Below are 26923 nucleotides of genomic sequence, written 5' to 3'. Positions count from 1 at the left end.
GCTCGATAGCAACCAAGATCAAAATCCGTTTCGGTCAATATCAGCCTGCTTTGGCGCGTCGGATGCCTTGACCGCGCTACAGCGCCGCCATCGAAGCGGCCGGACAGTCAAAGCTGTCTGCCGTCTGCACTGAGATTGCCCACGTCCGGACTGCCGCCGAAGCGCTCAATTTCGCTCGCAATATTGCATGGCTTCCATCATTACCTCACGTTGCGAACGTCCTCGGATCTCCTCGTCCACCTTGCACACAGGTTGACACACTGCCTGCTAATGACCGCATAAGTTGTTGCTCAGGAGCAACATCGAGAACGCCATGTCGCCGAGCTGGGCCTGGATTCGGGAGGAAAACCGCTATTGACGATTGACTCAACCTTGGGCCGCCGATCACCTTTACGCAGGGAATGGTGGTGGAGGGCGTGATGGACTCAACTTGCAAAGCTTCTCACGAGAGCCGATTTGGCTGCGTAGTGGCCTCGCTGTCAGTGTTTTTTCTCATTCTCATGCTTTCTTCGGTAGCGCCAGCTTCGGCACAGGTCGTCTTCGGTGGTGACGCGGGAGATCCAGAGAACACGATCTGCAGCTTTGCCGGCGTGATCGGCACCACAATAAACGACGATTGTTCGGACTCCGACGATTATTTTGTGCCCGCACCGGGTATCACTATTGGCCCCAACGGCAGCCAAATTAATTTCGACGCGGCGACGGGTGCGGCGACCTTCGGTGGAGCGGTTGATATGGGTGGCAACATCGTAACGAACGTCGGCACCCCGACGGCAGGAACGGATGCGGCCAACAAGGATTATGTTGACGGCGTCGTCGGCGACGCTTCAGCAAAGAACATTGAGCAGGATGGCCGACTAGACGATGTCGAAGCCAAGAACACGCAGCAAGATACTCGGCTCACCGGCGTCGAGACCAAAAACGTCCAGCAGGACACCACCCTCGCCAATCACGAGACGCGGATCACGCAGACGGAAGCGAAGGATACGGAGCAAGACGGCCGGCTTGCCGGACACGACACCATGCTCGCGTCGCTCGATACGCGTGTGACGACAAACACCAGCGATATCGCATCGCTCGACGGACGAGTCGGCGCGCTGGAGAGCGGCTTCTCTGAACTAGGGACGGAGATTTCCGAGAATCGCACCGAGGCCCGTCAGGGCATCGCAGCGGCAATAGCAATGACAACTGCCCCAATGCCGTCCGTTCCGGGCCGCACGAGCTGGGCCGGCAATGTCGGTTATTTCAAGGGTGAAACGGCGTTCGGTGGCTCGCTCGCTCATCGCCTCGACTTCGATGAACCTTTCGCGTTCACCGCGGGTTATGCCTATGGCGGTGGAACCAGCCATGGTTTCCGCCTCGGTCTAGCCGGCGAGTTTTAGCGCCTGCCTGCAAGCGCCGAGGATGGAGCAAGAGCCGGCGGCCTTGGCCGGAGGGTGTGAAAAATGCGCCGATTGACGTGGCTGGCCTTGGTCATGGCCGTCTGCTGCCTGCAAGTGCTTCCCGCCCACGCACAGGCTAAGAAGGATGGTCGTTCGGCGTCCAAGGTGTCCGACGCCCCAAAACCGGCGGACATCGACCACAATGGCGTCCTGATCTTGGTCAGGTCCACATTGCTGGCACTCGACCATGCAAACAGGACCGGAAATTATTCCGTGCTGCGTGAGCTTGGCGCCCCGGACTTTCAAGCCAACAACCCTGCTCGGCTGGGTGAGATTTTCGCGAAGCAGCGCAACGAAGGGCTTGATCTCAGCGGTGTAGCCGTGCTCGAGCCGCAATTGACGTTGATGCCGCAAATCGAATCCAACGGCATGCTGCATATGGCAGGGTTTTTTCCCTCTGCCGCGATGCAGCTAAACTTCGAACTTGTTTTCGCTCCTATCGACCGGCAGTGGAAGATTTCTGCCATGTTGGTCAAAGTCGGCACCAGCGCTCCCAAGGCGCCCGATAGCCCCCCAATTCCAGCCCCCTCCCGCCGGTCCAAAAACCGGAACCGCCAGCTGCCGCGATTACTACAAAGTCTCAGATCAAGAAGCCCGGTCGCGCTCCGCCACTATAACAACGCGCAGGCCATCGGCTCTATCGCCGTCCCAGCAAACTCTTCACGCGATTGCGCAGCAGACGGGCCATGTTGCGGGTCTCGCGGTAGAGATGCAGCTGCGAGGCGGCCTGGCGGGCGAGGCGGTCGGCATCCGGCGTCAGTCCGATCACCAGCGAGCCCATCGGCTTGCGCTCGCTCCACAGCCGGCTCATCACCGGATGGTCGGGCACGGCGCAGGAATCGGTCATCATAATGTTGGGGTCGTCGAGATGCTGCCTGGTCACCTCGATCATCAACAGCGTGCCCGGCGAATAGGTCGCCAGCGTCTCGTCATAGGCGGTCTTCCAGGTGTAGGCGACGCCGGCCTCGACGAAGACGACCAGGCAGGCGATCGTGCGGCCGTCCAGCGTCAGCGAATGGATGCGGCACATGTCGTGCTCGGCCAGCCGGTGCACGGCTTCGCGGGCAAAGGCGGCGCGGTAGCGGTCGATGGCCATGGCGGTGCGCTCGCGGCCCTTCCAGCCGGCGGCTTCCAGCGTCAAAAAACTTTCGATGGCGTGGCGGATTTCGTCCGGTCCCCGCGCCACGACATGTTCCAGCCTGCCGAGATCCCCCAGGCGCCGCTTCAGGCGGCGGAATTCGCGGTAGTGGTGCGCGCGCAGCGATGCCTTCAGATACGCCTCGCCGTCGAGCGTACTTTCCAGCACCGGCCGGTCCGCCTTGCCGGTGGTGACCATTGTCAGGCCGCGCGTCTCGGCAACGGTGGCAAGCACGCTGGCCAACGGGCCGTCGAGCCGCATGTCGGGCAGCACGAAGACCTTCGGCAACTTGAGATGCGGCCGCGACAGCATGCCGAAGAAATCCTCGACGACGCCGATCGGGTCGTCGTGGTCGACCAGCGGTGTGCCGATCGGGCCGAACGGGCTCGACCATGTGCGCATCACCGGAACGCCGAGCGGCACGGCCGGCCTTTCGACCGAGAACGGCACCAGCAGGCGCAGCCGGTTGCGGTATTCGTCGCCGTCGCGGATCACCGCCAGCTTGACCTCGCGATCTTCCAGCCGGGGCATGGCCGGCGCCAGAAAGCGCGGGTTGAAGAAGACGTTGGGCTCGATCGTGCGGGTGCACAGATAGTCGAGTTCCTCGACCAGTTCGAAGCCGGCCGAAGCCGGATAGATCGCCAGCTTGCGCAGCGGCCGGTTGTTGGCGAGGATCTCGAGATGCGCCGGATCGGCGTCGCGCGCCAGGCCGGCAAGGCCGGACACCATGGCGCCGGCCGGACCGCCGCTGGTTTCCTCGATCAGCGGGATGGCGGCCATCAGGCGGCTCCCTCGGCAGCGGGCACGAAGATCAGCATGACGATGCCGAGCTTGCGCCAGACGGTGAAGGACAGGGCGCTGGCCTCGAAGACCATGGCGAGGCTGGTGGCGATCGCCGCGCCCCACAGGCCGAAGAACGGGATCAGCACCACGTTGAGACCGATGTTGAAGGCCAGCGTCATGGCATAGACGGCGGCGCAGATGTTCTGGTTGCCGCTCATCGTCAGAAGGCTTTCGCACGGGCCGACGGCGGCGCGCGCCACGACGCCGAACACCAGCAGGAACAACAGCGGATAGCCGGCGGTGAATTCCGGGCCGAACAGAACCAGCATCGGTTCGCCGAGCGCCAGCACCAGCAGCGCCATCAGCAGCGACGGCCAGAACGTCCACGACACGGTCTCGCGGGCGAAGGCGGCGAGCTTTTCCGGTTCGCCATGGGTGAACTGCGCATAGCGCTGGGCAACGCCGGCCTTGACGGAGAAATAGACGAAATGCACCAGCGCCAGCGTCTTGACGGTGGCGAAATAGACGGCGACATCATTGGGCTGGAGATAGGCGCCGACCATCAGCACGTCGGCGTTGGTGAGCAGGAAGAAGAAGCTCTCGACCAGGAAGATCGGCAGCGAAACGATGAACCACTCGGCGAAATGCACCTTCATCGGCCCGGCCGGGATATTCCTGCCCATGCGTGTGGTCACGCCGATGAGCTGGCCGAGCGTGGTGGCGTAGGTGGCGGCGATCGAAGCGAAGATCGCTGTCCTGGCGTCGGGCGCATAGCCCATTGCCAGCATCAGCGCCATCAGCGCCAGGATCAGCACCGGCCGCACCAGATAGGTTGGCGACAACGCAAACAACGCCCAGGAATTGGCGCGTGACTGGCCTTGCAGCAGATCGCCCATGGCGATCATCGGCAGGCAGAACAGGCCGAGGATGAAGGGCATCACATAGTAGCTCTCGATCCAGTTCGCGCACAGCCAGACGCCCAGTGCGCCAAGTCCGGCGATCGCGGTTGAGGCAATCAGCACGAACAGGCGGCTGGCGACCACGATGCCGCGCAGCTCGGCCAGCATGTTGCGTTCGCGGTATTCGGGGATGAAGCGGATGACCGAGGTGTGGAAGCCGAGGCAGGCGAGGTTGCCGACGATGACCATCGTCACCCAGACGAGGACGAAGATGCCGTATTCGAACGAGCCCATCCAGCGCGCCATCAGAACCTGGCTGATGAAGGCGATAACGGCGCTGACGATGCGGATGGCAAAGGCGATCAGCGACATGCGCCCGGCTTCGCCGCGCTCGTCGGCGGTGAACAGCACCGCATCGATGCGGCCAAGCAGAGGCCCCATGCGCAGCGCCAAGCGCTGCGGCAAGAACCGCCCGGCCGTCGTCGCCGCGGAAAAGCGCACCCCGATGTCTCTCCGTTTTCCGCCTCTTTTCAAGGTTTCGATGTAGCGGAGACACATTAAGAAACGGTTGGGTGGGGAGCGGGTAGCCGAGCGGACAAGGACGGCCGCGTGTGCAAGGTGCGTCAATCGCATGCCGGCGGCAAAACGAACGGCGAGCGAACGCCGGGGAGTTGCCGAAGGCAATCGGTCCCCGGACGGGAGTGGACGAAAGCTTCTCCGAGCAGTTGGAGCTAGCTTTGGCCTGGCGCAAAGCGCCTACTGTTCATCGAACAGAGGGGCCACACCGTACGACGTGGCCCCTCCTTTTAGGTTCGGCGAACTGCTCAGCCTTTCGGCGGATACGGATCATTACCAAAGCTGTCTCGCTCGCGGATCTGTCCGTTGCGCCCGTGAACGAGGAGTTCCGCCGCTTGGTTCTGCGCAATAGACCGCGCATGGCTAATGGCCTCTCGCTGGGTTTCGTGAACGGCTGTGACGCGACTATTTCCCGCGCCCCGTACCGCCCAGCCATCCGCGTGAGGAACGACGTGCTGGTTCTTTCCTGACATATCAATCACCTCCTTTCCGGCCCGGCTTTCACAACTACGGGCTATCACCGATGTGACGCCATAGGTTTACATCATAAAGTTTTGAGTTGTCAATTGATAGGATTAGGTTTACAAATGTCAATTATCAATTGACGTGGTGATCATGGCTATCTCAAAAAACGACGTACTTGAACTCCTCGATGCGGCGCTTGCTGCAGATTACACACGGGTGCGCCGCATCGGAGGCAAAATCGCTCAATCGCTGAGCAAGGAGGATGCAGATGCGGCAAAGGAAATACGTGCGCTAATTCGCAAGAAGGGTGTGCCGCTTCGAGCCTCGGGCTACGTCGAAACGCTGCCGGTGGATGTAAAATCTAGGCTGCCCTTGGTCGAAGAGCAGGTTCTGCCAAGCACCCCTATATTCCTTGATGGCGCCAATAGAAGTACGTTTCAAGCATTCTTGGACGACGTCAAAAACGTAGACATACTTATCAATGAAGGGCTGTCGACACGCCTATCAATGCTTATCTCTGGGCCGCCGGGAACCGGAAAAACACTCCTCGCCGGACATATCGCTTCTCATCTCGATATGCCACTTTATGTGGTTCGCTTGGACTCGGTTATTTCGTCATTGCTAGGGGATACCTCAAAAAATATCCGTAATGTTTTCGAGTTCGTACCAAATCAGCGTGGTGTTTTATTCCTGGATGAAATGGACGCTGTAGCAAAGCTGCGCGATGACCATCACGAATTGGGCGAACTCAAGCGCGTCGTCAATACCGTCATTCAGGGATTGGATTCTTTAGACGACCACGCGGTTGTGATAGGTGCAACAAATCATGCGCAACTGCTTGACGCAGCGATTTGGCGCCGATTTCCCTATAAGATTGAGCTTTCAGCACCTAACGAAGCAATACGTGAAGACCTTTGGCGGTATTTTTTACCGCAAGACGACGCATCGATACCTGCCATTTTAGCACGAATTTCTAATGGGCTAAATGGCGCGGACATTCAAAATCTAGCGTTGGCAACGCGCAGGCAAGCACTGTTGGACAATCATGATTTAGATTTAGCCGCAGCCGCATGGTCGATCATTCAGACCAAGAATGGACGTGTAGTTCTCCCGGAGCGCAATGGCCTTTCAACGGAACAGAAGAAATCTCTTTCGGCAACGTTGACCCGTGAAGGTCGCGCGAGTGGTGCGGATGTTGCGCGGATTCTTGGAGTAAGTCGGCAAGCGGTGTCCGCCTACCTGAAGGAGGAGCGAGATGCCAATTGACAAGCGTCCTTCCCAACCGCTGCTCAATCCGGTTTTGGCTCTTACAAAAGAACCAGTTCCTGAGAGCCCTGCAGTTGGAGGGCAGGGGGAGGCCGGTGTCGTCGCCGAGAGATTGGATGGACAGCGCACTGCCTTGGCAAGGGATATTGAAGCGCTCACAAGGGACGTGGAAAGCTACCCGAAACACGGGGGCAAAATACAAATAGTAGCTTCCATGTTCCGAGACTCCTTCGCTCCCACTTGGACGCCGAAGGCATTGTTTGACCTCAGATTTGGATGCACGCTTACCGGCCCTGTGTCGGGTGGCTATCTTGTTGAGGCTGACGTCAAAAAAATAGGTGCCTTCGCCTCGTTTGTCAGAAGTGCAAGCAGTATTGAGGCGCGTACCGCCATTTCGCGCGTGAGATCCATAAAGCCATTTGGCGAAAAGGATATTCTGCGCGGCAACACGATCGAATCCCTTTGGAAGGAAGCAGACGACGTGGATGGTGGGAAGGCATTTATTATCTGGCTTGCTCCATTTCGAGACGAGAATGCCCGCGCGTCAGTCATTGAGACGCTAAGTAGGATAGAGAACCAGAGCCTGATTCTGCCTACATATTCTCGGGTAGATTTGCCGTCGCCCGACGGAGATGCTGATGCGGAAGGCATTGCAGTAGTAATGAGCAATGATCAAACCGCGATTCGCAGAGCGGCTAGGCGTTATCGAAACGATGGCGCGGCCCGCGCTTACGTCAGGGTTCCAAATCGCAGTTCTTTGCGGGAGTTGGTGGCCTCCGGGGCATCATATCGAATTGATCCCGTAAGAAGAGTCGAGGTTACGGCGCCGAACGTTGGCTCGGAACCCGGGCCGCCGCTCCCAACTCCGGCTACACAGCCAGTCGTTGCTGTTGTTGATGGTGGTTTGACCGCTAGAAGCTACCTCGCTCTTGAGGCTTGGCGCGCTCCGCCACTTGTCGTCAATCGTGTCGCCGACCATGTCCATGGGAATAGAATCTCTTCTCTGGTCGTCCAAGCGTTCGCTTGGAACAATCAGCTAAATCTTCCAGAGATTGAATGCCGGATTGGAACGGTACAAGCGATTCCAAGGGCGGGGGGGAATTCTTCCACAAATACTGAGATGCTTATCGACTATCTTCGGCAGGTTGCCAGAAGGTTTCCGGACGCCAAGGTCTGGAACATGTCCTTCAATCAGACAATTCCGGAGGATGATCTTGAAGTCGTCAGCTACCTAGGACACGAAATCCGCCAGATTGCGCGCGAGTTCAACATCTTGCCCGTGATTTCAATAGGAAATCAACATCCGGACAACCCGAAAAAACAACTATGCCCTCCCGCTGATTGTGAAGCTGCCCTCACTGTCGCGGGTCGCAAGTTTGACGGCCGTGGAATGCCTTCTGGCCCCTGCCAAGTATCACTGGTTGGCCCTGGGCCAGATGGAATGCTAAAGCCAGACCTTTCTTGGTATTCAACTCTGAACATGGTTGGGGGTGGCCCACCGCAATCGGGTAGCAGCTATGCGGTTCCGCTAGTTTCTTCTCTTGCAGCTCACACATATGCAAATCTGAAGGAGCCATCCCCTGACCTAGTTCGAGCTCTCTTGATTAACAAGGCAGAGTTGGAGGCTCACGAGACCACGCGTGGTTGGGGCACCCCGTTCCACGGAAACATGCCTTGGATATGTGAACCTGGTAGCGTCACAATGGCATGGCGGGCGGCATTGATCCCAGGTTACGCCTACTATTGGAACGATATTCCAATACCTCCCGAATTGATTAGCGCGGGCAATCTCTTTGGTCGGGCTCGCTTAACAGCAATACTAAATCCGGTTGTGTCTCAGCTAGGCGGACCAAATTATTTTGCCACCAGGCTGCAAGTTGCGTTGCAGTATAAGAAGGCGTCTGGTGGTGTTGGGAATCTACTAGGCAGCATGCGAGAGGATAAGGACCCAGAGGAGACTGCTCGCTCTGAATTGGCGAAGTGGCACCCTGTAAGGCGTCATTCCCGAGATTTCAGCCGCCGCGGCGGACTTACATACTCGGGAAATGTCATGCGGCTTCATGCGCGGGTTTTTGCTCGGGATCTTTTCCAGTTTGGATTGTCAAATCATCGCGAGCTTGGGGAGCAGGAAGTTGCGTTCGTGTTGACCCTCTCTGGTCGGTCGCCCAATTCCGCGATTTATAATTCTACAGCTCAACGCCTCAGAAATTTTGTGGAAAGCGCCGTTATAGGTCAGGAGATCGATGTAGGCGTAGGCAACTAATTGCAGAGATGCCAAAAATAGCACTCTTACCAGCCGCGTTTCCAAACGTTAGGACTTGGTCGTCCTGGGCGCTGAACTTTGCTTAAACGTCCACGATGCCTGCATCCCCCTTCGTCGCCTCGCACGACACGTTCGGGTTCATGTTGGCAAAGGTGCCGGTCGGGTTCCGTTTCCAGGCCCAGGCATGCAGTTCGTAGAGCCGGCCGAGGCCGTAGCGGTTGGGGGCGCTCTTGAATTTGAACAACTGGCCTTCGAGCGAGGCCGCCCTTCGAGGTAATATATTCGACCGTGCTTTCAGGCTGCCGTAGGCCATCGGCTCGTACATCACCGCCTCCGGTTTGGCGACGGCGACGGCGTCGTCCTTGAGATAGGCGGGATTGTCGGAATTGATGCTCTTGGAGCTACCGGTGATGTCGCTGGCGCGTGGGATCGACACGTCTAGTTTGGAAGCGCGGCTGTTGAGGTGCGTCATTTTTCATTTAGCCGGGGTAAAACGAAAAGGCGAGCGAACGCCGGGGAAGACTGGGGAGCCGGTCGGCGTTTCGCTCGCCCCTCCCCCGCCAAGGGGGATGGCCAGGCACCGGGTGTGTCCGGTGCCGGAGGTGTCGGGGCGTTACATCCCCTTCATCGCGTCGCAGGACACGTTCGGGTTCATGTCGGCGAAGGCGCCGGTCGGGTTCTGTTTCCAAGCCCAGACATGCAGTTCGTAGAACGGGCCGAGGCCGTAGCGGTTGGGGGCGCTGTTGAAGTTGAACAGCTGGCCTTCGAGCGAGGCCGGGCCTTTCGAGGTGATGTATTCGACCGCTATCAGCTTCAGGCTGCCGTCGGCCGTCGGCTCGTACATCACCGCTTCGGGCTTGGCGACATCGACGGCATCGTCCTTGAGATAGGCGCCGTTCACATAGTGGATGCCCATGGCGCCGCCGGTGATGCCGCTGGCGCATGGGATTGGCGCGTAGCCTTCGGCAGTGGCGGCTGCCACATTTTCGAAGCGGCTGTTGGCGGCGCGCACCTTTTCGGCCAGCGGGTTGGCGTCGTGCGCCTGGGCGGCCGCACCCGCCGTGATCGAGATGGCGGCGAAAGCCGCGAAGCGTGTCGTCCAAAGAGTTATGGTCATGGTCTTCCGTCCGTTTGTTGACGCTCGAGGCGACGGCGGCCGATCAGGCTGCCCGAAACGCTGCGGCGTTGGTTTAGGATTTGGTTTGTCCGTCCCGGTTCATGCGATGCGGCTTCCGTTGCCGGGCTTTGGCCGCAGCCCTTAAAAACCGTGAAAAATCAACGATCCCAAAAGTAATATTGCCAATATTCCTGCGGGACGTCCCGCTCCGATAGCCCGATGTCGCGCCTCAGATAGTCGCCTTCCGGGGGCAAGCGCCGCCTTTCAGACAGATACGCAGGCAGCTTCGACGCGAACCGCCATAGACGGCCGAGCACGGAGGTTGGCCGGCCGGTCTTTCCCAGGACAGGCCCGATTCCACCGAGCGGCAGGCCATCAGGCAGTTCGCCATGGCCGCGAAGGACAGTTTGATGCTCATCACCGTGGCGACCGAACGCAGGATCAGAGGTAAAAGTAAGGGTCAAGAACCCGCACCTCCGTGATCTTGTCGACCGGCAGCGAGTTTTTCTGAGCGGTGCTGCGGATAGCTTCGGGCGTCGGCGCGTCGTAGATGCAGAAGCTGTGCTTCTTGTCGGGCGTGACGAAGGACTGGATCCAGGTGACGCCCTTTTCGGCATTGCGCATGACGACGCCGCCCACCGCGCTGGCGCCGATGTCGGTCATCGGTATGTTGAGGCCGTCCGGAAATGTGCGTTCAATCAGGTAGCGAGGCATGGAAGGTTTCCTTTTCCATTGGTTCACGCTCGATCGGAGCGCGGCTGGACGTTGACCACGCCGGCCCGGCCCGCGCATCGGAACGATTCCCCATATTTGGCGGGACGATTCCCTATATTGGCGTCGTTCTTTGTGGAAAGAGGCACGGCAATGTGTGCAAAGTCACATTGCGTCGCTTTCTTCACGGGCTAATCGTGAGCGGCCCGCCATGGTGGGAAAACTCCGATCGTATGAGACGATGATAATGATGCTTCTGGAACGGCAGACGCAGCTGCAGCAGTTGGAGAGCCTGCTTGGCGATGCAATAGGCGGCCATGGCCGCGTCGCCGTGTTGGCCGGGGAGGCCGGCGCCGGCAAGACGGCGCTTGTCGAGGCATTCGCGGCCCGTGTCGGAGAGAGCGCGGCGACGTTGCGCAGCGCTTGCGAGGATCTGTCGATCCCCGATCCGCTGGGGCCGCTTTACGATCTGGCCCGTGAGGCGCAATGGGCGCTGCCGCGCGCAATCGACGCCCGGCATGGGCAGAGACTGCCGCTGTTTTCCGATGCGCTCGACGCCTTTGCGGCCAAGGGACCGAGCCTGCTGGTGATCGAAGACCTGCACTGGGCCGACGATGCGACGCTCGATTTCGTGCGCTTCCTTGGCCGGCGTATCGCCAACACCCACATCCTGCTGTTGCTCACGGCGCGCACCGACCGCAGCGAAGGACAGATGCGCGTGCGCCGCGCCCTTGGCGAAATCCCGACCGGCAGCGTGGCGCGCATGGACGTGCCGCTGCTCAGCCAGGCGGCCGTGCTGTCGCTCGCCGATGCGGCCGGCCGCGATGGCGACGCCATCTACCGGGCGACCGCAGGCAATGCCTTCTTCGTCACCGAATTGTTGTGCGCCGAAAACGAAATGGCGCTGCCGGCAAGCGTGCGCGACGCCGTGCTGGCAAGGGCCGAGCGGCTGTCGGTTGGCGCCCGGGCCATGCTCGACGCGGTGTCGGTGTTTCCGCGCCGCGCCGACGCCTGGGCCCTGCAGGGCCTGTGCGGCGTCGCCAGCGCCGGCCAGCTGGCCGAGTGTGTCGCCAACGGCCTGCTCGACGATCTGGGCGACGGCTACGCCTTCCGGCACGACATCGCGCGGCGCGCCATCGAAATGATGCTGACGACGTCGCACAGGCGGCAATTCAACCAGCGTGCGCTGGCGGCACTGCTCGAAAATGGCGACGTCTCCACAGGCCGCCTGGTGCATCATGCGGTCGAGGCGCATAATCTGGCGGCGGTGCGCGAACTTGCGCCAATCGCCGCGCGCGAGGCGTCGCGCGTCGGCGCCCATCGCGATGCCGCCGGCTATTACGAGATCGCCCTGCAGCAGGCCGACAGCCTGCCGGTGATCGAGCGCGCCGCGCTCTACGAAAGTCATGCCTTCGAGTGCCATCTCATCGGCAAGATCGATGATGCGCTTGCAGCGCAGGGACAGGCGCGCCGGTTGCATCAGGCAGACGGCAACAGGCTGAAGGAGGGCGATAGCCTGAGATGGCTCTCCCGGCTGAGCGAAATGGGCGATGACCGCGAGGCGGCGGCCGCCTTCGGCGCCGAGGCTGTGGCGATGCTGGAAGCGGCTCCCGCCGGTCCCGAACTCGCCATGGCCTATTCGAACCTTTCGCATCTGGCGATGCTTTCGGAGAGGGTGGAGGACACGCTGTTCTATGGCGAGAAGGCAGCGGCGCTGGCTGCGCGCATGAACCGTCCCGACATCGCGTCGCATGCCCTCAACAATGTCGGCTGCGTCGAGCAGTGGCTCAATCCGGATGCCGGACGCCTGCGCCTCGACGAAAGCCTTGAAATTGCGCTCCAAGGCAATTTCCAGGAACATGCCGCGCGCGCCTTCACCAACCGCGCCTGTTTCGAGATCACCCAGATGAGCTACGACGCGGCGCGTCCGGTGCTGGAGAGCGGCATCCACTATTGCACCGAAAACGACCTCGGCACCTGGCGCGACTATCTCAGGGGCATGCTGGCCGATGTGCAGCTGCGCCAGGGCCAATGGGATGAGGCCGCCGCGACGGCAAGCGATGTCATCGACAATGAGCGGACAACCACCGTGGGCCGGTTTCCGGCGCTGCTGGCATTGGCGAAACTGCGCCTGAGGCGCGGCGATCCCTCGGCCGAGCCGCTGTTCGCCGAAATGGCGCGCCTGGTCGGAAGCGGCGGCGACCTGCAGATGCTGAGCTCCTACGCGGCCCTGATGGCGGAGCAGGCATGGCTGGGGCTGGCCGACAGGCAAGAGGCGCTGGCGCTGATCACCCGCGCCGAAACGCCGGTGCGCTCGCGCGCCCATGTCGGGGAACTGGCTCTGTGGCGAACATTGCTCGCTCCCGACATGGCCCCCGATATGGCCGTCGTCGATACTGCCGACATGGCGACACCATACCGGCTGCTTCTGACCGGCGACTGGCGTTCGGCTTCGGCACTCTGGGCCGAATTGAATGCGCCATACGAGCGCGGACTGGCGCTCATCCTCGGCGATGACGAGGGGCAGCGGCTGGCGCTCGACATTTTCGATGGCCTGGGGGCACGGCCGGCCGCCCAGCGCCTGCGCGATATCATGCGCAGAAGCGGCGTTGGCGGCATCGCCCGCGGCCCACGCCGGTCGACGCGCGCCAATTTGGCCGGCCTCACCTTGCGCCAGATGCAGGTGCTGCAGCTGATCGAACGCGGCCTGTCCAACAAGCGGATCGCCGAGCAATTGACGATTTCGCCGAAGACGGTCGATCACCACGTCTCGGCGGTGCTGGGCAAGCTGGATGCGGTGTCGCGCGGCGAAGCGACGGCGGCAGCGCGCGATTCGGGGTTGTTGTGAGGTTTTGACGAAGGTTGCACGGAGAGGTCGCGATCCTTCGCGCCCCCCTCTGTCCTGCCGGACATCTCCCCCTCTAGTGGGGAGATTGGCCGTCACGGCGGCTTTCGCCAATTGTCGACGTTGGAAGAGAAGCGGGACGCTTCAACCGCGTAATCTCCCCCCTTGAGGGGGAGATGTCCGGCAGGACAGAGGGGGGCGCTGTCCCTCCGACCTATCAATCGAAAGTCACGCCCTTCAGGCGAACGCGCCGTGGCAGTGCTTGTATTTCTTGCCGGAGCCGCAGGGGCAGGCTTCGTTGCGGCCGATCTTGCCCCAGGTCGCCTGGTTGTTCGGGTCGCGGTCTTCGGGAGCGACGATGGCGTTGCTCTCCTGGCGGACCAGAAGTGCCGTTTCGCCGCCCTGAAAGTCGTCCTCGCCGGTGGTGCCGTCAATGTGGCTGCCGAACATGTCGGGCGCTTCGGGCGGCGGCGCTTCGGCGGCCTGGCGGACCAGTTCGACGCGCATCAATTGCGCGGTGACGGCCTGGCGCAGATTGCCGAGCAGCGCCTGGAACAGCTCGAACGCCTCGCCCTTGTATTCCTGCAGCGGATCGCGCTGGGCGTAGCCGCGGAAGCCGACGACCGAACGCAGATGGTCGAGGTTGACGATGTGCTCACGCCACAGATGGTCAAGCGTCTGCAGCACCACCGAACGTTCGACATAGCTCATCACGTCGGGGCCGAACCGCTCGGCGCGCTCCTTGGCGGCGGCGTCTGCGGCCTCGGTCAGGCGCTCGCGGATGTCGTCCTCGGCAATGCCTTCTTCCTTGACCCAGTCCTCGACCGGCAGGTCGAGATTGAGGAATTCGGCGACCTCGGCCTTGAGGCCGGCGACATTCCACTGCTCGGCATAGGCGTTTTCGGGGATGTTCTTGGTGACGATCTCCTCGATGACGCCTTCGCGCATCTCGGCGATCGTCTCGGACAGGCCTTCGCCGTCCATCAATTCGATGCGCTGCTCGAACACCACCTTGCGCTGGTCGTTCGACACGTCGTCGTATTTCAACAGGTTCTTGCGGATGTCGAAGTTGCGCGCCTCGACCTTCTTCTGCGCCTTTTCCAGCGCCTTGTTGATCCACGGATGGATGATGGCCTCGTCTTCCTTGAGGCCGAGCTTCTGCAGCATGCCGTCCATGCGCTCGGAGCCAAAGATGCGCATCAGATCGTCCTGCAGCGACAGGAAGAATTTCGAACGGCCGGGGTCGCCCTGGCGGCCGGAACGGCCACGGAGCTGGTTGTCGATGCGGCGCGATTCATGGCGCTCGGTGGCGAGCACGTAGAGGCCGCCGGCGGCCAGCGCCTTTTCCTTCAGGCGCTCGACATCGGCAATGATTTCCTTTTCGCGCGCCTCGCGCTCGGGGCCTACAGGCATGTCCCCCAGTTCGTCCTCGATGCGCATCTCGGCGTTGCCGCCGAGCTTGATGTCGGTGCCGCGTCCCGCCATGTTGGTGGCGATGGTGATGGCGCCGGGCTTGCCGGCCTGGGCGACGATGGCCGCTTCGCGCTCGTGATGGCGGGCGTTCAGCACTTCGAAATCCTTGAACCCTTCCTTGCGCAGGCGCTCGGCCAGCTGCTCGGATTTCTCGATCGAGGTGGTGCCGACCAGCGTCGGCTGGCCCTTGGCGCGCGCTTCCTTGATCTCCTTGACGATCGCCTTGTACTTCTCCTCGACCGTCCGGTAGACCTCGTCGTCCTCGTCCTTGCGGATGACCGGCAGATTGGTCGGGATCTCGGTGACTTCGAGGCCGTAAATGTTGCCGAACTCCTCGGCCTCGGTCAGCGCCGTGCCGGTCATGCCGGACAGCTTCTTGTAGAGGCGGAAATAGTTCTGGAAGGTGACGGATGCCAGCGTCTGGTTTTCCGGCTGGATCGCCACATGCTCCTTGGCTTCGAGAGCCTGGTGCAGGCCTTCCGAATAGCGGCGCCCCGGCATCATGCGGCCGGTGAATTCGTCGATGATGACGATCTCGTCGTTGCGGACGATGTAGTCCTTGTCCTTCTGGAACAGCCGGTGCGCCTTCAGCGCGTTGTTGACGTGGTGGACGATGGCGACGTTCTCGACGTCATAGAGCGACTCGCCCTTGAGCAGGCCGGCCGCGCGCAGCAGGTTTTCCAGCTTCTCGGTGCCTTCCTCGGTGAAGATCGAGGTCTTCTGCTTCTCGTCGATCTCGTAGTCGGCCGGGCCGAGCTGCAGCATGAAGGCGTCGATGGTGTTGTACATTTCCGAACGGTCCTCAAGCGGACCGGAAATGATCAGCGGCGTGCGCGCCTCGTCGACCAGGATGGAATCGACTTCGTCGACGATCGCGTAATTGTGGCCGCGCTGCACCATCTGCGCGCGCTCATACTTCATGTTGTCGCGCAAATAGTCGAAGCCGAGCTCGTTGTTGGTGGCATAGGTAACGTCGGACGCGTAGGCGACGCGGCGTTCCTCGTCGGACAGGCCATGGACGATGACGCCGACCGAGAGGCCGAGGAATTTGTAGACGCGGCCCATCCATTCGGAGTCGCGGGTGGCAAGGTAGTCGTTGACGGTGACGACATGGACGCCCTTGCCGGCAAGCGCGTTGAGATAAACGGGCAGGGTGGCGACCAGGGTCTTGCCCTCGCCGGTACGCATTTCGGCGATGCCGCCATTGTGCAGCACCATGCCGCCGATCAGCTGCACGTCGAACGGGCGCATGCCGAGCACGCGGCGGGATGCCTCGCGGACGGTGGCGAAGGCCGGCACCAGCAGGTCATCGAGCGTAGCGCCGTTGGCGATATCCTGGCGGAATTTTTCCGTGCGGGCCTGAAGCTCGGCGTCGGACAGCGCCCGCATCTCGTTTTCCATGGCGTTGATCGCCTCGACACGCGGCCGGGTCGATTTTACGCGACGATCGTTGGAGGAACCGAAAACCTTACGGGCGAGACCGCCGAGACTGACCATCCGATGGTCCTTTCGATAGAATTCTCAATTTTGAGATGAGCGCCGGCCGGCCCCATCAATTCCGCGTGAAACGCGGACAAACACAAAAAGCGCCCGGAAAACGGTTCTGGACGCAAAGTCGTTGGACAGATAAGAGGGGGCTCAACTGATGTCAACGCCGCGTTAGCCCTATGGGCAGCGCCAAATTCCGCCACAATCCGGCTGATCTGCAAGCCCTACCAATCCCCCCTTGGAGTTAATCTTGATGTCCTTACTGTTTCGCCGTGCGTCGCTCGCCAGCCTTGGCTTGGCTTTCGGCCTGTCGGCCCTGTCGCTGTCTCCGCTGATGGCCCAGGAAGCCGCTCCCGCCCCGGCCGCTGCCGCAGCAGCGCCGGCGGCAGCCCCCGTCGATCCGAACGCCGTTATCGCTACCGTCAATGGCCAGAAGCTGACCGAGGCGGACCTTGGGCTTGCCGAGGGCGAGCTGTCGCAGCAGTTCTCGCAGTTGCCACCCGAGCAGCGCCGCGCCGCCGCCCTTTCGGCGGCCATCGAAATCCGCGTCATGGCCGCCCAGGCGGTCGCTACCGGGCTCGACAAGGATCCCGAATTCCAGCGCCGCATGGCGTTCCTGCAGCAGCGCGCGCTGCATGGCGAGATGGTCGAGAAGGGCGTCGTCGACAAGGTTACCGATGCCGAGGTGCGCGCCCGCTACGACCAAGAAATCGCCAGCACGCCGCCGGTCAATGAGATTCATGCCCGTCACATCCTCGTGAAGACGAAGGAAGAGGCCGAGGCGATCATCAAGCAGCTCGATGGCGGTGCCGACTTCCAGAAGCTCGCCAACGAGCATACCAGCGATCCCTCGGGCAAGACCAATGGCGGCGATCTCGGCTGGTTCGGCCCGGGGCAGATGGTGCCGGAATTCGACAAGGCGGCAGTTGCGCTCGAAATCGGCAAATACACCAAGGAGCCGGTGCAAACGCAATTCGGCTGGCATGTCATCAAGCTCGAGGACAAGCGCACCAAACAGCCGCCGGCCTTCGACGACGTCAAGGACCAGGCCAAGCAGGCGGTGATCCGCGACAAGTATTTCGCACTGGTCAAGCAGCTGCGCGGCGCCGCAAAGGTTGAAATCCCCGACGCCAATCTGAAGAAGGCCGTCGACACGATGGAAGCCGGCAAGTAAGGCCGGCACCGAAAACATGCAAAGGGCGCCGTTCGGCGCCCTTTTCAATTGCGGGAGATGCCTGACATCACATAGCGGACAGTGGCAAGGATTGTCGCCTCATCTTCGTCCAGCCGGTTGGTCAAAAGGTGTTTCCAGGCATAGGAAGCGATGAGGTCGGCGACCAGCGCTGCGTCGATATCGGCCGCAACCTCGCCGCGCGCTTTGGCGCGCTCGATGATCCGAGCGGTGTGGGACACGCGCCCATCGGCATAGCCAGTCAGGGCCGCGGCCGCCGCTTCGTCCGACTGGGCCTCGGCGATCAGCGAGCGGAATACGCTGCCCGAGGATGTGTCGCGCCAATGCGCGAAGAGGTTCCTCAGGAAACCGACGAGGTCGTCTTCGAGACTGCCGGTATCGGGGACGTCGACACGCTTTTGCCGCTTGTAGACCTCCAGCAGCAGGGCCGCCTTGCTCGGCCACCAGCGATAGATCGTGGGTTTGCCGGCGCGCGCCCGCCGCGCCACGGCCTCTATGGAGAAGCCGGCATAGCCGGCCTCGACCAGCACCGCCTCCGCGGCCTCGAGAATGGCCTCGGCGCTGTCTGGGTTGCGCCGCGCCCCGATCGATCTGCGGGCCGGATCCTCGCCCATGTCTGTCCTCGCCAACAATGTCTGCCCTCGCCAACAATCTCGCCGGCAATATAGGTGAGCTGGCAGGCAAACGAAACGGCCCGTTTCCAGCGCTTGTAGAAGCAGGTCTCACATTCGCTTCGCGGGGATTTCAGTTCATCGCTTGCGAGGTTTCCGAGGCGATACGCCACTGGCCGTCGCTCTTCACCAGCCCAAGCGTGACTCGTGCCTTGCCGGTCATGCGCGCCGCCGATTTGTCTTTCGACATATAGTCGTAGCTCATCGCGAACACGGCTTCGGCGCGGTTCTCGCCCTGCGGCGTCACCTCGAGGCTGCCGGGCTCGAGACTGAACGACCAGGATGCAAATTGCGCGAACCAGTCCGTCTTGAGCTTGACGACGGCGTCGCTGTCATAGCGCGTGCCGAAGATGGTGGCGGAAGGCGCATAGAGCCGCTTGACGGTCTCGCCGATCGCCGCGGCATCGGGCGCAAGATAGTCGTCGCGCAGGAATTTCTCGATTGCGGTCTTGTCGTCGCCTACAGACCGTTCGAGTGCCGCAACCTTTGTTTCGGGCGCCGGGGGGACGGCGGGCTTCGGCTGTGCAACCGTTTCGCCGCCGGGCACAAACTCAAACCGTTCGAGCAGCGAACCCTGTTCCCATGGGCGCTGTCCCTCGCGGGTTTCGGAGACCACGTCGCGGCGCACCGCGATCATCATGTCGTTGATGCTCTGGCCGGGCTCGGCCATGTGCCGCAGCAGGGCGGCGGCGAACGGCGAATTGCGTCCGGTGCCGTCCATGGCGACAGCGCCTGGCGCCGTCGAGAAGGCGATGAAGGAGCCGCGCGTCGAATCGAACTGCGCCAGACCGGCAAGCGCCGTTGCCGAGCGCGTGGTGGCGGTGCGGCTCAGGCTGCGGGCAAAGGGATTGTTGCGGCAGGCATCGAGAAAGACCAGGCTGACCTTGGTCTGCTGCTCCATGATGTCGAGGACTTCGTCGATCGGCACGGCTTCGAGCTGCAGCTTGACCGGCATGTCGAGCCGGGCGTCGACCGGCACGATGTAGTTGCGCCCTTCCACCTGCAGGCCGTGGCCGGCGTAATAAAAAAGCCCGACGCCCGCACCTTCCAGCGCATCGGAAAATTCGCCGATCTTGCGCTCGAGTTCGCGCTTGCCGAGATCGTTGCCCTCGATGACTTCGAAGCCGATCGAGCGCAGCTTGCCGGCAATATCGAGCGCATCGTTGACCGGATTGGTGAGCGTGCCGGCTTCGGCATAGGTGCCATTGCCGATGACCAGCGCCACGCGCCGTTCCGGCTGCGCATCGGCGCTCAGGAGCAAAAGCCCCATAAACGCCACCGCCAAGATCACCAGCCTGCCCATGGCCGATATCATAACGCCAGAGGCCCCGCCGACGCCAACGGATTTGAAATGCAAGCTTAATCCCTGGTGGCTTGCCCACAGCGGCGGCCAAGAAAACGCCCTTGCGCCGGGCCGTGCTATCGGGCAAACCGGCCTTCGCCTAGCGTTTTTCCGTCGCCCGAGGTCCCCAATGTACGCAACGATTTCGCCGCTCGCGCCGAAGAAATATCCCAAAATGCCTGCCATTGAGGGCGTGCGCATCGCCACCGCAGAGGCCGGGATCAAGTACAAGAACCGTACCGACCTCTTGGCCATGGTCTTCGATGCCGGCACAGCGGTTGCCGGCGTGTTCACGAAGTCGAAATGCCCCTCGGCGCCGGTCGACTTCTGCCGCGAGAACCTTGGCGCCGGCAAGGCGCGGGTGCTTGTGGTCAATTCCGGCAACGCCAACGCCTTCACCGGCAAGAAGGGCCGCGCCTCCACCCAACTGACCGGCGAGGCCGCGGCCAAGGCCGCAGGCTGCACGCCAGGCGAAGTGTTCCTCGCTTCTACCGGGGTAATCGGCGAGCCGCTCGACACCACCAAATTCAGCCATTTGCTGGCCGGACTGGTCAAGGACGGCAAGCCGGATCTGTGGATCGGGGCGGCAAAGGCCATCATGACCACCGACACCTATCCGAAAGTGGCGACAGCGACGGTCAAGCTCGGCGACACCGACGTCATCATCAATGGCATCTCCAAGGGCGCCGGCATGATCGCGCCCGATATGGCGACTATGCTGTCCTTCATCGCCACCGATGCGCCGATCGCCGCCCCCGTGCTGCAGGACTTGTTGTCGCGCGGCACGGCCAAGACCTTCAACGCCGTCACCGTCGACAGCGACACCTCGACCAGCGACACGCTGCTGTTGTTCGCCACCGGAGCCGCTGCCAAGCGCGGCGCGCCCGCCATCAGCGATCCCAAGGATGCGCGTCTCGGCGCGTTCCGCGGGGCGCTGGGCAAGGTGCTCAAATCGCTGGCGCTGCAAGTGGTGCGCGACGGCGAGGGCGCCCGCAAGCAGGTCGAAGTCACCGTTACCGGCGCCAAATCGGCGCGCTCGGCCAAGCGCATCGCGCTGTCCATCGCCAATTCGCCGCTGGTCAAGACGGCGGTTGCCGGCGAGGACGCCAATTGGGGCCGCGTCGTCATGGCCGTCGGCAAGGCCGGCGAGCCGGCCGATCGCGACCGGCTGTCGATCTGGTTCGGCGACAACCGTCTGGCGCATGAGGGCGAACGCGACCCGGGCTACTCCGAGGAAGCGACCTCGGCCTATATGAAGCGCGACGACATTCGCATCCGCGCCGATATCGGTATCGGCCGCGGCAAGGCGACGGTGTGGACCTGCGACCTCACCAAGGAATATGTCGCCATCAATGGCGATTACCGGAGCTGATGGAGTTGGCTTCCAGGCATCCGGCAAGCATGCTCGCCATCGTGCGCCGCTACGAGGCTGCGGGGTTTCGCGCCTGGCCGGCGGCGGCCGTGCATTATGACGGCACCTGGGTGGTGCGGCTGACAGCCGGCCATCCGGCCAAGCGGCTGAACTCGGTCAACCCGCTCGATCCCGGCGACACCCAGCACATTGCCGAGCGCATCGGCCGCGCCAGCCGGCGCTTCGACGCCTATGGCAGGCCGCTGACCTTCCGCATCTCGCCGCTGTCGGGGCCGGACCTAGCCAAGCATCTCGACAATGAGGGCTGGAGCACATTCGACGAATCCCTGGTGATGCGGCTGCCGCTGGCGGACGCGCAACTGGCGCCGGCCATGGACCAGATTCCGCTGAAGGATATCAGCCGCTTTCTCGGCGCGTCGCTCAAGGTCAGCGGCTCGGATGCATCGCTGCGGCCCGGTCTTTCGGAAATCATCGGCGCCATCCAACCCGAAGTCGGGCTGTTTGCGCTGGAGGAAGGGGCCGACCCTCTGGCGGTGCTGATCTGCGTCCATGACGGCGATCTTGCCGGCCTGTTCGAGATCGCCACCGCCAAGTCGGCGCGCAATCAGGGCCATGGCCGCAACCTGATCCTGTCGGCGCTGAAGTGGGCGAGGCTGCGTGGCGCTCGCGAAGCCTGGCTGCAGGTCGAGGCCGGCAATGCGCCGGCGCTGGCGCTCTATCGCTCGCTGGGCTTCGACGAAGTCTATCGCTACCACTATCGCCGGCCGCCGGGCGCATGAGCGAGATCACCGGCAAACGCCTGCTGCTGGTCGCCGCGTGCGCGCTGGTCGATACCGATGGCCGCGTGCTTCTGGCGCAGCGGCCCGAGGGCAAACAGCTTGCCGGCCTGTGGGAATTTCCCGGCGGCAAGGTAGAGCCAGGCGAGACGCCGGAACAATGCCTGATCCGCGAACTGCAGGAAGAAATCGGCATCGAGACCGACATTCCTTGCCTGGCGCCGCTCACCTTCGCCAGCCATTCCTATGATGATTTCCATCTCCTGATGCCCCTGTTCGTCTGCCGCCGCTTCCGCGGCATCGCGCAGCCCAGGGAAGGGCAGGCATTGAAATGGGTGCGGCCAAAGCAGATGCGCGACTATCCCATGCCGCCGGCCGACGCGCCGCTAATCCAGTTCCTCATCGACCTGTTGTGATACAAAGCCATTTCGCGGTCTGATCTAGCCAGCGTTAATGGAAGATTTATCTCGTCGTGAAAAATTGCGGCAAAGCGGGTTCGCGGGGAGCGATTGCATGAGCCTCGACAGGGAATGGGACTCGATCCGGCCAGATCGCAGCTTTCGCGCCGCCGGCGTCCGCTTATTGCGCGTCACGCTGTTGTTCGGCTCGGCCGCAGTGGCGCTGGCGCTGATCGCGGTCCCCATGCTGGACAACCAGACGCGATCATCCAGCCGCGATGCTCTTGCAGGCGGTCTCGACCCGATGAGCACGGGTTCGATCGGCTCGCGGGCCACCTATACGCTGCGCAGAAGCGTGCTGCAGCCCTCACCGAGCTCAGTCTGCATCATCCGCGCCGACGGCCAACGCAGCGGCGACTGCTGACCAACAAGGTCGACACCAGCTTGAGAACTTCCTCAACGCAGGCCCATTTCACAGCCTGTTAAGCTTGTGCCGTTAACCTTTCTTAACAGGTCGGCGATATGGTCGGGGATGAGAGGGATCGACGATCATGAAGCCATTGCTGCGCCGATTTTTGCAGGACGAAACAGGCGCCACGGCCATTGAATATGGCCTGATCGTTGCGGTGCTGTCGCTTGCCATCGTCGGGGGTGTCGGCAAGGCCAGCAATGCGATCCAGTTTCTGTTCAGCGACAACAACAGCAGGCTCGCAAACGCCTTCGCCGAGCACTGATCCGGAGCGCCGTCACCGCCCGCCGGGGTTTTCCAGTATCGTCTTCAGCGAGACCTTCGCCGAACCCGGTTTCAAGGGCTTTTGCTGCGAGGCATCGGGCGCCCAGCCCGACATCCAGACGATGGAAAAGCTTGCCCTGATGCGGCCATCAGCGTCCGAAAAGCGTTCGGCATAGATTTCGGCGGCACGGGTAAAAAGCTTTCGCGCTCCCGGTCGCCGGCTGCGATCAGTCAGCGCGCTGGTTTCGCCCATCGCCCTGAGATCGGCAATGAGCTCGAAGAGGGTATCGTAGCGGACGGTCACCGTTTCGACGTCGGCCACCGGCAGCGCCAGTCCGGCGCGCTGCAGCAGTGCGCCGGCGTCGCGAACATCGGTGAAGGGGATGACACGCGGGCTGGCGCCGCCATAGAGTTCGGTCTCGGCGGCGAGCAGGCTTTCGCGCAATTCGGAAAGCGTGCCGGCGCCGGCAAAGGCGCCGAGGAAAAGCCCGTCGGGCCGCAGAGCGCGGCGGATCTGCACCAGCATGCCGGGAATGTCGTTCATCGCCTGCAACGACAGAAGTGAAACGACGAGGTCGAGGCTTTCCGGCTGGAACGGCACTGTTTCCAGCGGTGCTATCAGCCCTGGCCGGCCGTCCAGAAACGCTGGATCTGCCTCGACGCGCACGATCTCCGCTGCCTTGCCGCTTGCAGCGACCACGTCCGTTGCGTCCGGCGTCTGGCAAAACAGCACCGCGGCCTTGCCGAATTTCCGCTCGACCGCGCCGAGCCGGTCGGCAAGGTCTTCCGCCGCCCGCCGCATCAGAAAATCCGCGCCGGCTACGGGGTGGGCCAGCGCCCTGCGCTTGCGCACCAGCCAAAGTTCAGTATCGATGATCGGCTGCAACGGTAGACATCCCTGTTTGTCCGTCTAGTGATATCCTGGCGCGGACGACAAAACCACGTGGCCGATCCGGTGATGGAGATCAAGAGCCTCGCTCAAACCATGTTGAAACTGGCCATGTTGGACTGGCCGGCCCGGATGCTGTTCCCGCCGGTCTGTGCCGGCTGTCGCAGGCACGTCTCGCAACCCGGCGTTTTGTGCGGTGCCTGCTGGCCGAAACTCAGGCTGCTGGAGCGGCCATGGTGCGCGGTGATGGGCACGCCATTCACGCACGATATGGGCGAGGGATTCCTGTCGGCCGAGGCGATCGCCGATCCGCCGCCGTTCGAGCGGGCGCGGGCGGCCGTGGCCTATTCAGGTGTCGCCCGCCAGATGGTGCAAGGTCTGAAATACCAGGATCGCACCGATCTGGCGCCGTGGATGGCGCGCTGGATGCTGCGCGCCGGCGCTGAGGTAATTGCAGACGCCGATGTCGTCGTACCGGTGCCGCTGCACTGGCGGCGCTTCTTTCGGCGGCAGTTCAACCAGTCGGCGGAGTTGGCAAGGGCGGTTGCGCAGCTTAGCGGGCTGCCTTTCTCGCCCTCGGCGGTCCGGCGCGTCAAGCTCACGCGCCAGCAGGTCGGGCTGGAGCGGCAGGAGCGCGAGGACAATGTGCGCGCCGCCTTCCGTGTGCCTGCGGAAGCCGAAATCGAGATCACTGGGCGCCGCGTGCTTCTGGTCGACGATGTCTACACCACCGGCGCTACCGTGCGCTCGGTCGCCAAGGCGCTGAAGAAGGGCGGCGCCGGAGCGGTCGATGTGCTGACCTTTGCGCGTGTCCTGCCGGGGGACTTTCGGGCCGACGAGTCCGCGACTATATAAGGTCAAAGAAAGGCACGGACCGATGCTCGATGTGACGATTTACACCCGTATGATGTGCGGCTATTGCGCAGCGGCCAAGCGGTTGCTCGACCGCAAGGGCGTCGCCTACACCGAGCATGACGCTTCGTTTTCGCCGGAATTGCGCCAGGAAATGATTTCGCGGGCGCATGGCCGCTCGACCTTTCCGCAGATTTTCATCGGCGACACGCATGTCGGCGGCTCCGACGACCTCCACGAGTTGGAGGCACGGGGGCAGCTGGATAGGCTGCTTGCCAACGGCTCGACGACAAAGAGCGGTTCGTAGCGCCGCTCTATGTCTTTGTTTTTACGCAATTCCGGACGGAAAACCGTTACACACTTTTCCTGGAATTGCTCAAAGAGGACGTGACGATGGGTATTTTCAAGGCGGCGGCGATCCAGATGCGTTCGGGCGAGAGCCCCGAGCGCAACGCGGTCGATCTCGAACGGCTGGTGCGCGAAGCGGCAGGCCTCGGTGCAACCTACATCCAGACCCCGGAAATGACCGGTGCGCTGATCCGCGACAAGGAAGCCAGGGCTGCTTCCTTCACCTTGGAAGACAAGGACATCGTCGTGGCGGCCGCGCGCAAGCTCGCCAGCGAACTCGGCGTCTTCCTGCACATCGGCTCGACCGCCATCCTGCGCACCGACGGCAAGCTCGCCAACCGGGCGCTGCTGTTTGGGCCGGACGGCGCCACCCTTGCCACCTACGACAAGATCCACATGTTCGATGTCGACCTCGACAATGGCGAGAGCTGGCGCGAATCCGCCGCCTATGAGCCGGGCACCGAGGCCGTCGTCACCGAGATCGACGGCGCTAGTCTCGGCTTTGCCGTCTGCTACGATCTACGCTTTCCACAGCTGTTCCGCGCCGAGGCGATGGCCGGCGCCGACCTCTTGTCGGTGCCTGCCGCCTTCACCCGCCAGACCGGCGAGGCGCACTGGCATGTGCTGCTGCGAGCCCGTGCCATCGAGAACGGCGCCTATGTGGTTGCTGCAGCACAAGGTGGCCTGCATGAGGATGGCCGCGAAACCTATGGCCATTCGCTGATCGTCGACCCATGGGGTCGAATTCTCGCCGAGGCCGACCATGACGATCCGGAGGTGATCATCGCCGAGATCGACACGGCGCAGTCGTCGGCCGCGCGTAAGAAAATCCCCAATCTCAAGAACGCGCGTGATTTTGCCGTCAATGCCGGCGCAGTGGAAGCGCCGCGGCTCAGGGGCGCGGCTTCGTGATCCGCTTTGCCCTGATCTGCGAGCACGAGCACGAATTCGAGGGCTGGTTTCGCAGCAATGACGATTTCGACACGCAGAAGAAGCGCGGCTTCGTCGATTGCCCGAGCTGCGGCTCGCACAAGGTGCAAAAGGCGCTGATGGCGCCAGCCGTCTCCACCGCGCGGAAGCAGGAAACAATTGCGCTGGCCATGGGCGAAACCCAGAAGCAGGCTTTGGCGCAACTGAAGGCGATGGCCGAGAAGGTGCGCGAGAATGCCGACTATGTCGGCGACAAGTTTGCCGAAGAAGCGCGCAAGATCCATTTCGGCGAGAGCGATGCGCGCGGCATCTATGGCGAGGCGACGTTGGAGGAAGCCAAGAGCTTGGCCGAGGATGGCATCGATTTCATGCCGATCCCGAGTTTTCCCGAGGAGCGCAATTGAGCGATCAGCTGGCGCTATCGATCAATTTGCCAAGCAACTGAGCCAGTGCCCCCCGCTCCGTGTCGGTGAGCCCGGCGAGGATTTCATGCTCGTTGGCGACGTGGGCGGTCAGGGCTTCGTCGATCAAGGCCAGACCTTTTTCGGTCAGTTGCACGACAATGCCACGCCGGTCGTTGGGGTGCGGGCCGCGCAGGATCAGTCCGGCCTTCTCAAGCCGGTCGAGCCGGTTGGTCATGGCGCCGGAGGTCACCATCGTCGCCTCGTATAGAGCGGTCGGTGTCAGCGCGTAGGGCTGGCCGGAGCGGCGCAGCGTCGCCAGCACATCGAATTCGCCGGCCTGCAGTCCGAAACGGGCAAACAGCGGGGCGAGGCGCTCGCGGGCGATTAGCGACGAGGCTTCGTTCAGCCGCCCAAGCACCAGCATTGGCGACACCTCCAGGTCCGGCCGTTCCCGCTTCCATTGCTCCACCGCCTTTGCCGCGCGATCCATCTGTCTCACCGCTAAGTATCTTGACGTTAAGAATCTTTGTGGTATGCTACCTCAAGATAC

General features: G+C 62.3%; 27 protein-coding genes. 14 read left to right on the top strand and 13 right to left on the bottom strand.

The genetic code is table 11. The features are described from left to right. Window positions 1–467: 467 nt before the first annotated feature. The gene (locus NLY36_RS11640) at window positions 468–1382 is read left to right on the top strand and encodes a hypothetical protein (RefSeq protein ID WP_023735178.1); all 915 of its coding nucleotides are present in this window, start codon (window positions 468–470) and stop codon (window positions 1380–1382) included. On the opposite strand, the gene NLY36_RS11635 is transcribed toward NLY36_RS11640, so the two are convergent. From NLY36_RS11635 to NLY36_RS11620, 4 genes are all read right to left on the bottom strand, one after another. Then, a complete protein-coding gene (locus NLY36_RS11635; RefSeq protein WP_286461893.1) occupies window positions 1365–1820 on the bottom strand; it encodes a hypothetical protein in 456 nt (151 codons plus the stop codon). The genes NLY36_RS11640 and NLY36_RS11635 overlap by 18 nt on opposite strands. Window positions 1821–2079: 259 nt before the next feature. Then, the gene (locus NLY36_RS11630; protein ID WP_023698693.1) at window positions 2080–3360 is read right to left on the bottom strand and encodes a GNAT family N-acetyltransferase; all 1281 of its coding nucleotides are present in this window, start codon (window positions 3358–3360) and stop codon (window positions 2080–2082) included. Then, entirely contained in the window at window positions 3360–4763 is a 1404-nt protein-coding gene (locus NLY36_RS11625) for a lipopolysaccharide biosynthesis protein (RefSeq protein WP_023735177.1), read from the bottom strand. The genes NLY36_RS11630 and NLY36_RS11625 overlap by 1 nt, the downstream gene beginning before the upstream one ends. A 323-nt stretch (window positions 4764–5086) precedes the next feature. Further along, entirely contained in the window at window positions 5087–5311 is a 225-nt protein-coding gene (locus NLY36_RS11620) for a DUF2188 domain-containing protein (protein ID WP_084026155.1), read from the bottom strand. Window positions 5312–5453: 142 nt separating this feature from the next. On the opposite strand from NLY36_RS11620, the gene NLY36_RS11615 reads away from it, so the two are divergent. Together NLY36_RS11615 and NLY36_RS11610 are read left to right on the top strand one after the other, a co-directional pair. Continuing rightward, window positions 5454–6569 carry an AAA family ATPase gene (locus NLY36_RS11615; protein WP_023673761.1) on the top strand — a complete coding sequence of 372 codons (1116 nt, stop codon included), beginning with the start codon at window positions 5454–5456 and terminating at the stop codon, window positions 6567–6569. Next, window positions 6559–8832, top strand: a complete 2274-nt coding sequence (locus NLY36_RS11610) for a S8 family peptidase (RefSeq protein WP_245260185.1) — start codon at window positions 6559–6561, stop codon at window positions 8830–8832. Before NLY36_RS11615 ends, NLY36_RS11610 begins: the two co-directional genes overlap by 11 nt. An 82-nt stretch (window positions 8833–8914) precedes the next feature. On the opposite strand, the gene NLY36_RS11605 is transcribed toward NLY36_RS11610, so the two are convergent. From NLY36_RS11605 to NLY36_RS11590, 4 genes are all read right to left on the bottom strand, one after another. Beyond that, a complete protein-coding gene (locus NLY36_RS11605) occupies window positions 8915–9304 on the bottom strand; it encodes a hypothetical protein (protein ID WP_023735176.1) in 390 nt (129 codons plus the stop codon). Window positions 9305–9445: 141 nt separating this feature from the next. Further along, complete coding sequence (locus tag NLY36_RS11600; protein WP_023673764.1) at window positions 9446–9949, bottom strand: hypothetical protein; 504 nt, start codon at window positions 9947–9949, stop codon at window positions 9446–9448. A 158-nt stretch (window positions 9950–10107) separates the two neighbouring features. Continuing rightward, window positions 10108–10413: a hypothetical protein gene (locus NLY36_RS11595; RefSeq protein WP_081731383.1), complete on the bottom strand. Its 306-nt coding sequence runs from the start codon at window positions 10411–10413 to the stop codon at window positions 10108–10110. Continuing rightward, window positions 10391–10663: a DUF4242 domain-containing protein gene (locus NLY36_RS11590; RefSeq protein ID WP_023673765.1), complete on the bottom strand. Its 273-nt coding sequence runs from the start codon at window positions 10661–10663 to the stop codon at window positions 10391–10393. The genes NLY36_RS11595 and NLY36_RS11590 overlap by 23 nt, the downstream gene beginning before the upstream one ends. A gap of 244 nt (window positions 10664–10907) precedes the next feature. Here NLY36_RS11590 and NLY36_RS11585 point away from each other — a divergent pair, with 244 nt between their 5' ends. Next, complete coding sequence (locus NLY36_RS11585) at window positions 10908–13508, top strand: helix-turn-helix transcriptional regulator (protein ID WP_031249039.1); 2601 nt, start codon at window positions 10908–10910, stop codon at window positions 13506–13508. A gap of 234 nt (window positions 13509–13742) precedes the next feature. Here NLY36_RS11585 and secA read toward each other — a convergent pair whose 3' ends face one another. Continuing rightward, a complete protein-coding gene (secA, locus tag NLY36_RS11580; protein ID WP_023735174.1) occupies window positions 13743–16475 on the bottom strand; it encodes a preprotein translocase subunit SecA in 2733 nt (910 codons plus the stop codon). 244 nt (window positions 16476–16719) lie between these two features. Between secA and NLY36_RS11575 the strand changes: the two genes are divergently transcribed. Further along, window positions 16720–17640 (top strand): peptidylprolyl isomerase, encoded by a 921-nt coding sequence (locus tag NLY36_RS11575; protein WP_023735173.1) that lies wholly within the window; start codon window positions 16720–16722, stop codon window positions 17638–17640. Window positions 17641–17684: 44 nt separating this feature from the next. On the opposite strand, the gene NLY36_RS11570 is transcribed toward NLY36_RS11575, so the two are convergent. Beyond that, window positions 17685–18272 (bottom strand): TetR/AcrR family transcriptional regulator, encoded by a 588-nt coding sequence (locus NLY36_RS11570; protein ID WP_023714960.1) that lies wholly within the window; start codon window positions 18270–18272, stop codon window positions 17685–17687. Window positions 18273–18402: 130 nt separating this feature from the next. Beyond that, complete coding sequence (locus tag NLY36_RS11565) at window positions 18403–19632, bottom strand: caspase family protein (RefSeq protein ID WP_023731046.1); 1230 nt, start codon at window positions 19630–19632, stop codon at window positions 18403–18405. Window positions 19633–19801: 169 nt separating this feature from the next. On the opposite strand from NLY36_RS11565, the gene argJ reads away from it, so the two are divergent. From argJ to NLY36_RS11540, 5 genes are all read left to right on the top strand, one after another. Next, window positions 19802–21043 carry a bifunctional glutamate N-acetyltransferase/amino-acid acetyltransferase ArgJ gene (argJ, locus tag NLY36_RS11560; protein ID WP_023735172.1) on the top strand — a complete coding sequence of 414 codons (1242 nt, stop codon included), beginning with the start codon at window positions 19802–19804 and terminating at the stop codon, window positions 21041–21043. Window positions 21044–21072: 29 nt separating this feature from the next. Beyond that, entirely contained in the window at window positions 21073–21822 is a 750-nt protein-coding gene (locus NLY36_RS11555; protein ID WP_023713717.1) for a GNAT family N-acetyltransferase, read from the top strand. Further along, window positions 21819–22235, top strand: a complete 417-nt coding sequence (gene mutT, locus NLY36_RS11550) for an 8-oxo-dGTP diphosphatase MutT (protein WP_023685791.1) — start codon at window positions 21819–21821, stop codon at window positions 22233–22235. The genes NLY36_RS11555 and mutT overlap by 4 nt, the downstream gene beginning before the upstream one ends. Before the next feature lie 97 nt (window positions 22236–22332). Beyond that, window positions 22333–22641, top strand: coding sequence for a hypothetical protein (locus NLY36_RS11545; RefSeq protein WP_023735171.1), 309 nt, complete (start codon window positions 22333–22335; stop codon window positions 22639–22641). Between the two features lie 127 nt (window positions 22642–22768). After that, window positions 22769–22951, top strand: coding sequence for a Flp family type IVb pilin (locus NLY36_RS11540; protein ID WP_023672984.1), 183 nt, complete (start codon window positions 22769–22771; stop codon window positions 22949–22951). 12 nt (window positions 22952–22963) lie between these two features. On the opposite strand, the gene NLY36_RS11535 is transcribed toward NLY36_RS11540, so the two are convergent. Further along, window positions 22964–23836, bottom strand: a complete 873-nt coding sequence (locus tag NLY36_RS11535) for a methyltransferase domain-containing protein (RefSeq protein WP_286461881.1) — start codon at window positions 23834–23836, stop codon at window positions 22964–22966. Window positions 23837–23908: 72 nt separating this feature from the next. On the opposite strand from NLY36_RS11535, the gene NLY36_RS11530 reads away from it, so the two are divergent. From NLY36_RS11530 to NLY36_RS11515, 4 genes are all read left to right on the top strand, one after another. Then, window positions 23909–24694, top strand: a complete 786-nt coding sequence (locus NLY36_RS11530; protein WP_196813620.1) for a ComF family protein — start codon at window positions 23909–23911, stop codon at window positions 24692–24694. Window positions 24695–24716: 22 nt separating this feature from the next. Further along, entirely contained in the window at window positions 24717–24998 is a 282-nt protein-coding gene (grxC, locus tag NLY36_RS11525) for a glutaredoxin 3 (protein WP_023672982.1), read from the top strand. Between the two features lie 86 nt (window positions 24999–25084). Then, window positions 25085–25951 (top strand): carbon-nitrogen hydrolase family protein, encoded by an 867-nt coding sequence (locus NLY36_RS11520; RefSeq protein ID WP_023672981.1) that lies wholly within the window; start codon window positions 25085–25087, stop codon window positions 25949–25951. Next, complete coding sequence (locus NLY36_RS11515; protein ID WP_023735169.1) at window positions 25948–26373, top strand: DUF1178 family protein; 426 nt, start codon at window positions 25948–25950, stop codon at window positions 26371–26373. Before NLY36_RS11520 ends, NLY36_RS11515 begins: the two co-directional genes overlap by 4 nt. Before the next feature lie 4 nt (window positions 26374–26377). Here the strand turns inward: NLY36_RS11515 and NLY36_RS11510 are convergent, their stop codons facing one another. Further along, complete coding sequence (locus NLY36_RS11510) at window positions 26378–26863, bottom strand: MarR family winged helix-turn-helix transcriptional regulator (protein ID WP_023735168.1); 486 nt, start codon at window positions 26861–26863, stop codon at window positions 26378–26380. Window positions 26864–26923 lie beyond the last annotated feature (60 nt).

This window comes from Mesorhizobium sp. C399B (genome assembly GCF_030323185.1).
In the GTDB taxonomy this organism is placed as follows: Bacteria; Pseudomonadota; Alphaproteobacteria; order Rhizobiales; family Rhizobiaceae; genus Mesorhizobium.
This window is presented reverse-complemented; position numbering and strand designations above follow the sequence as displayed.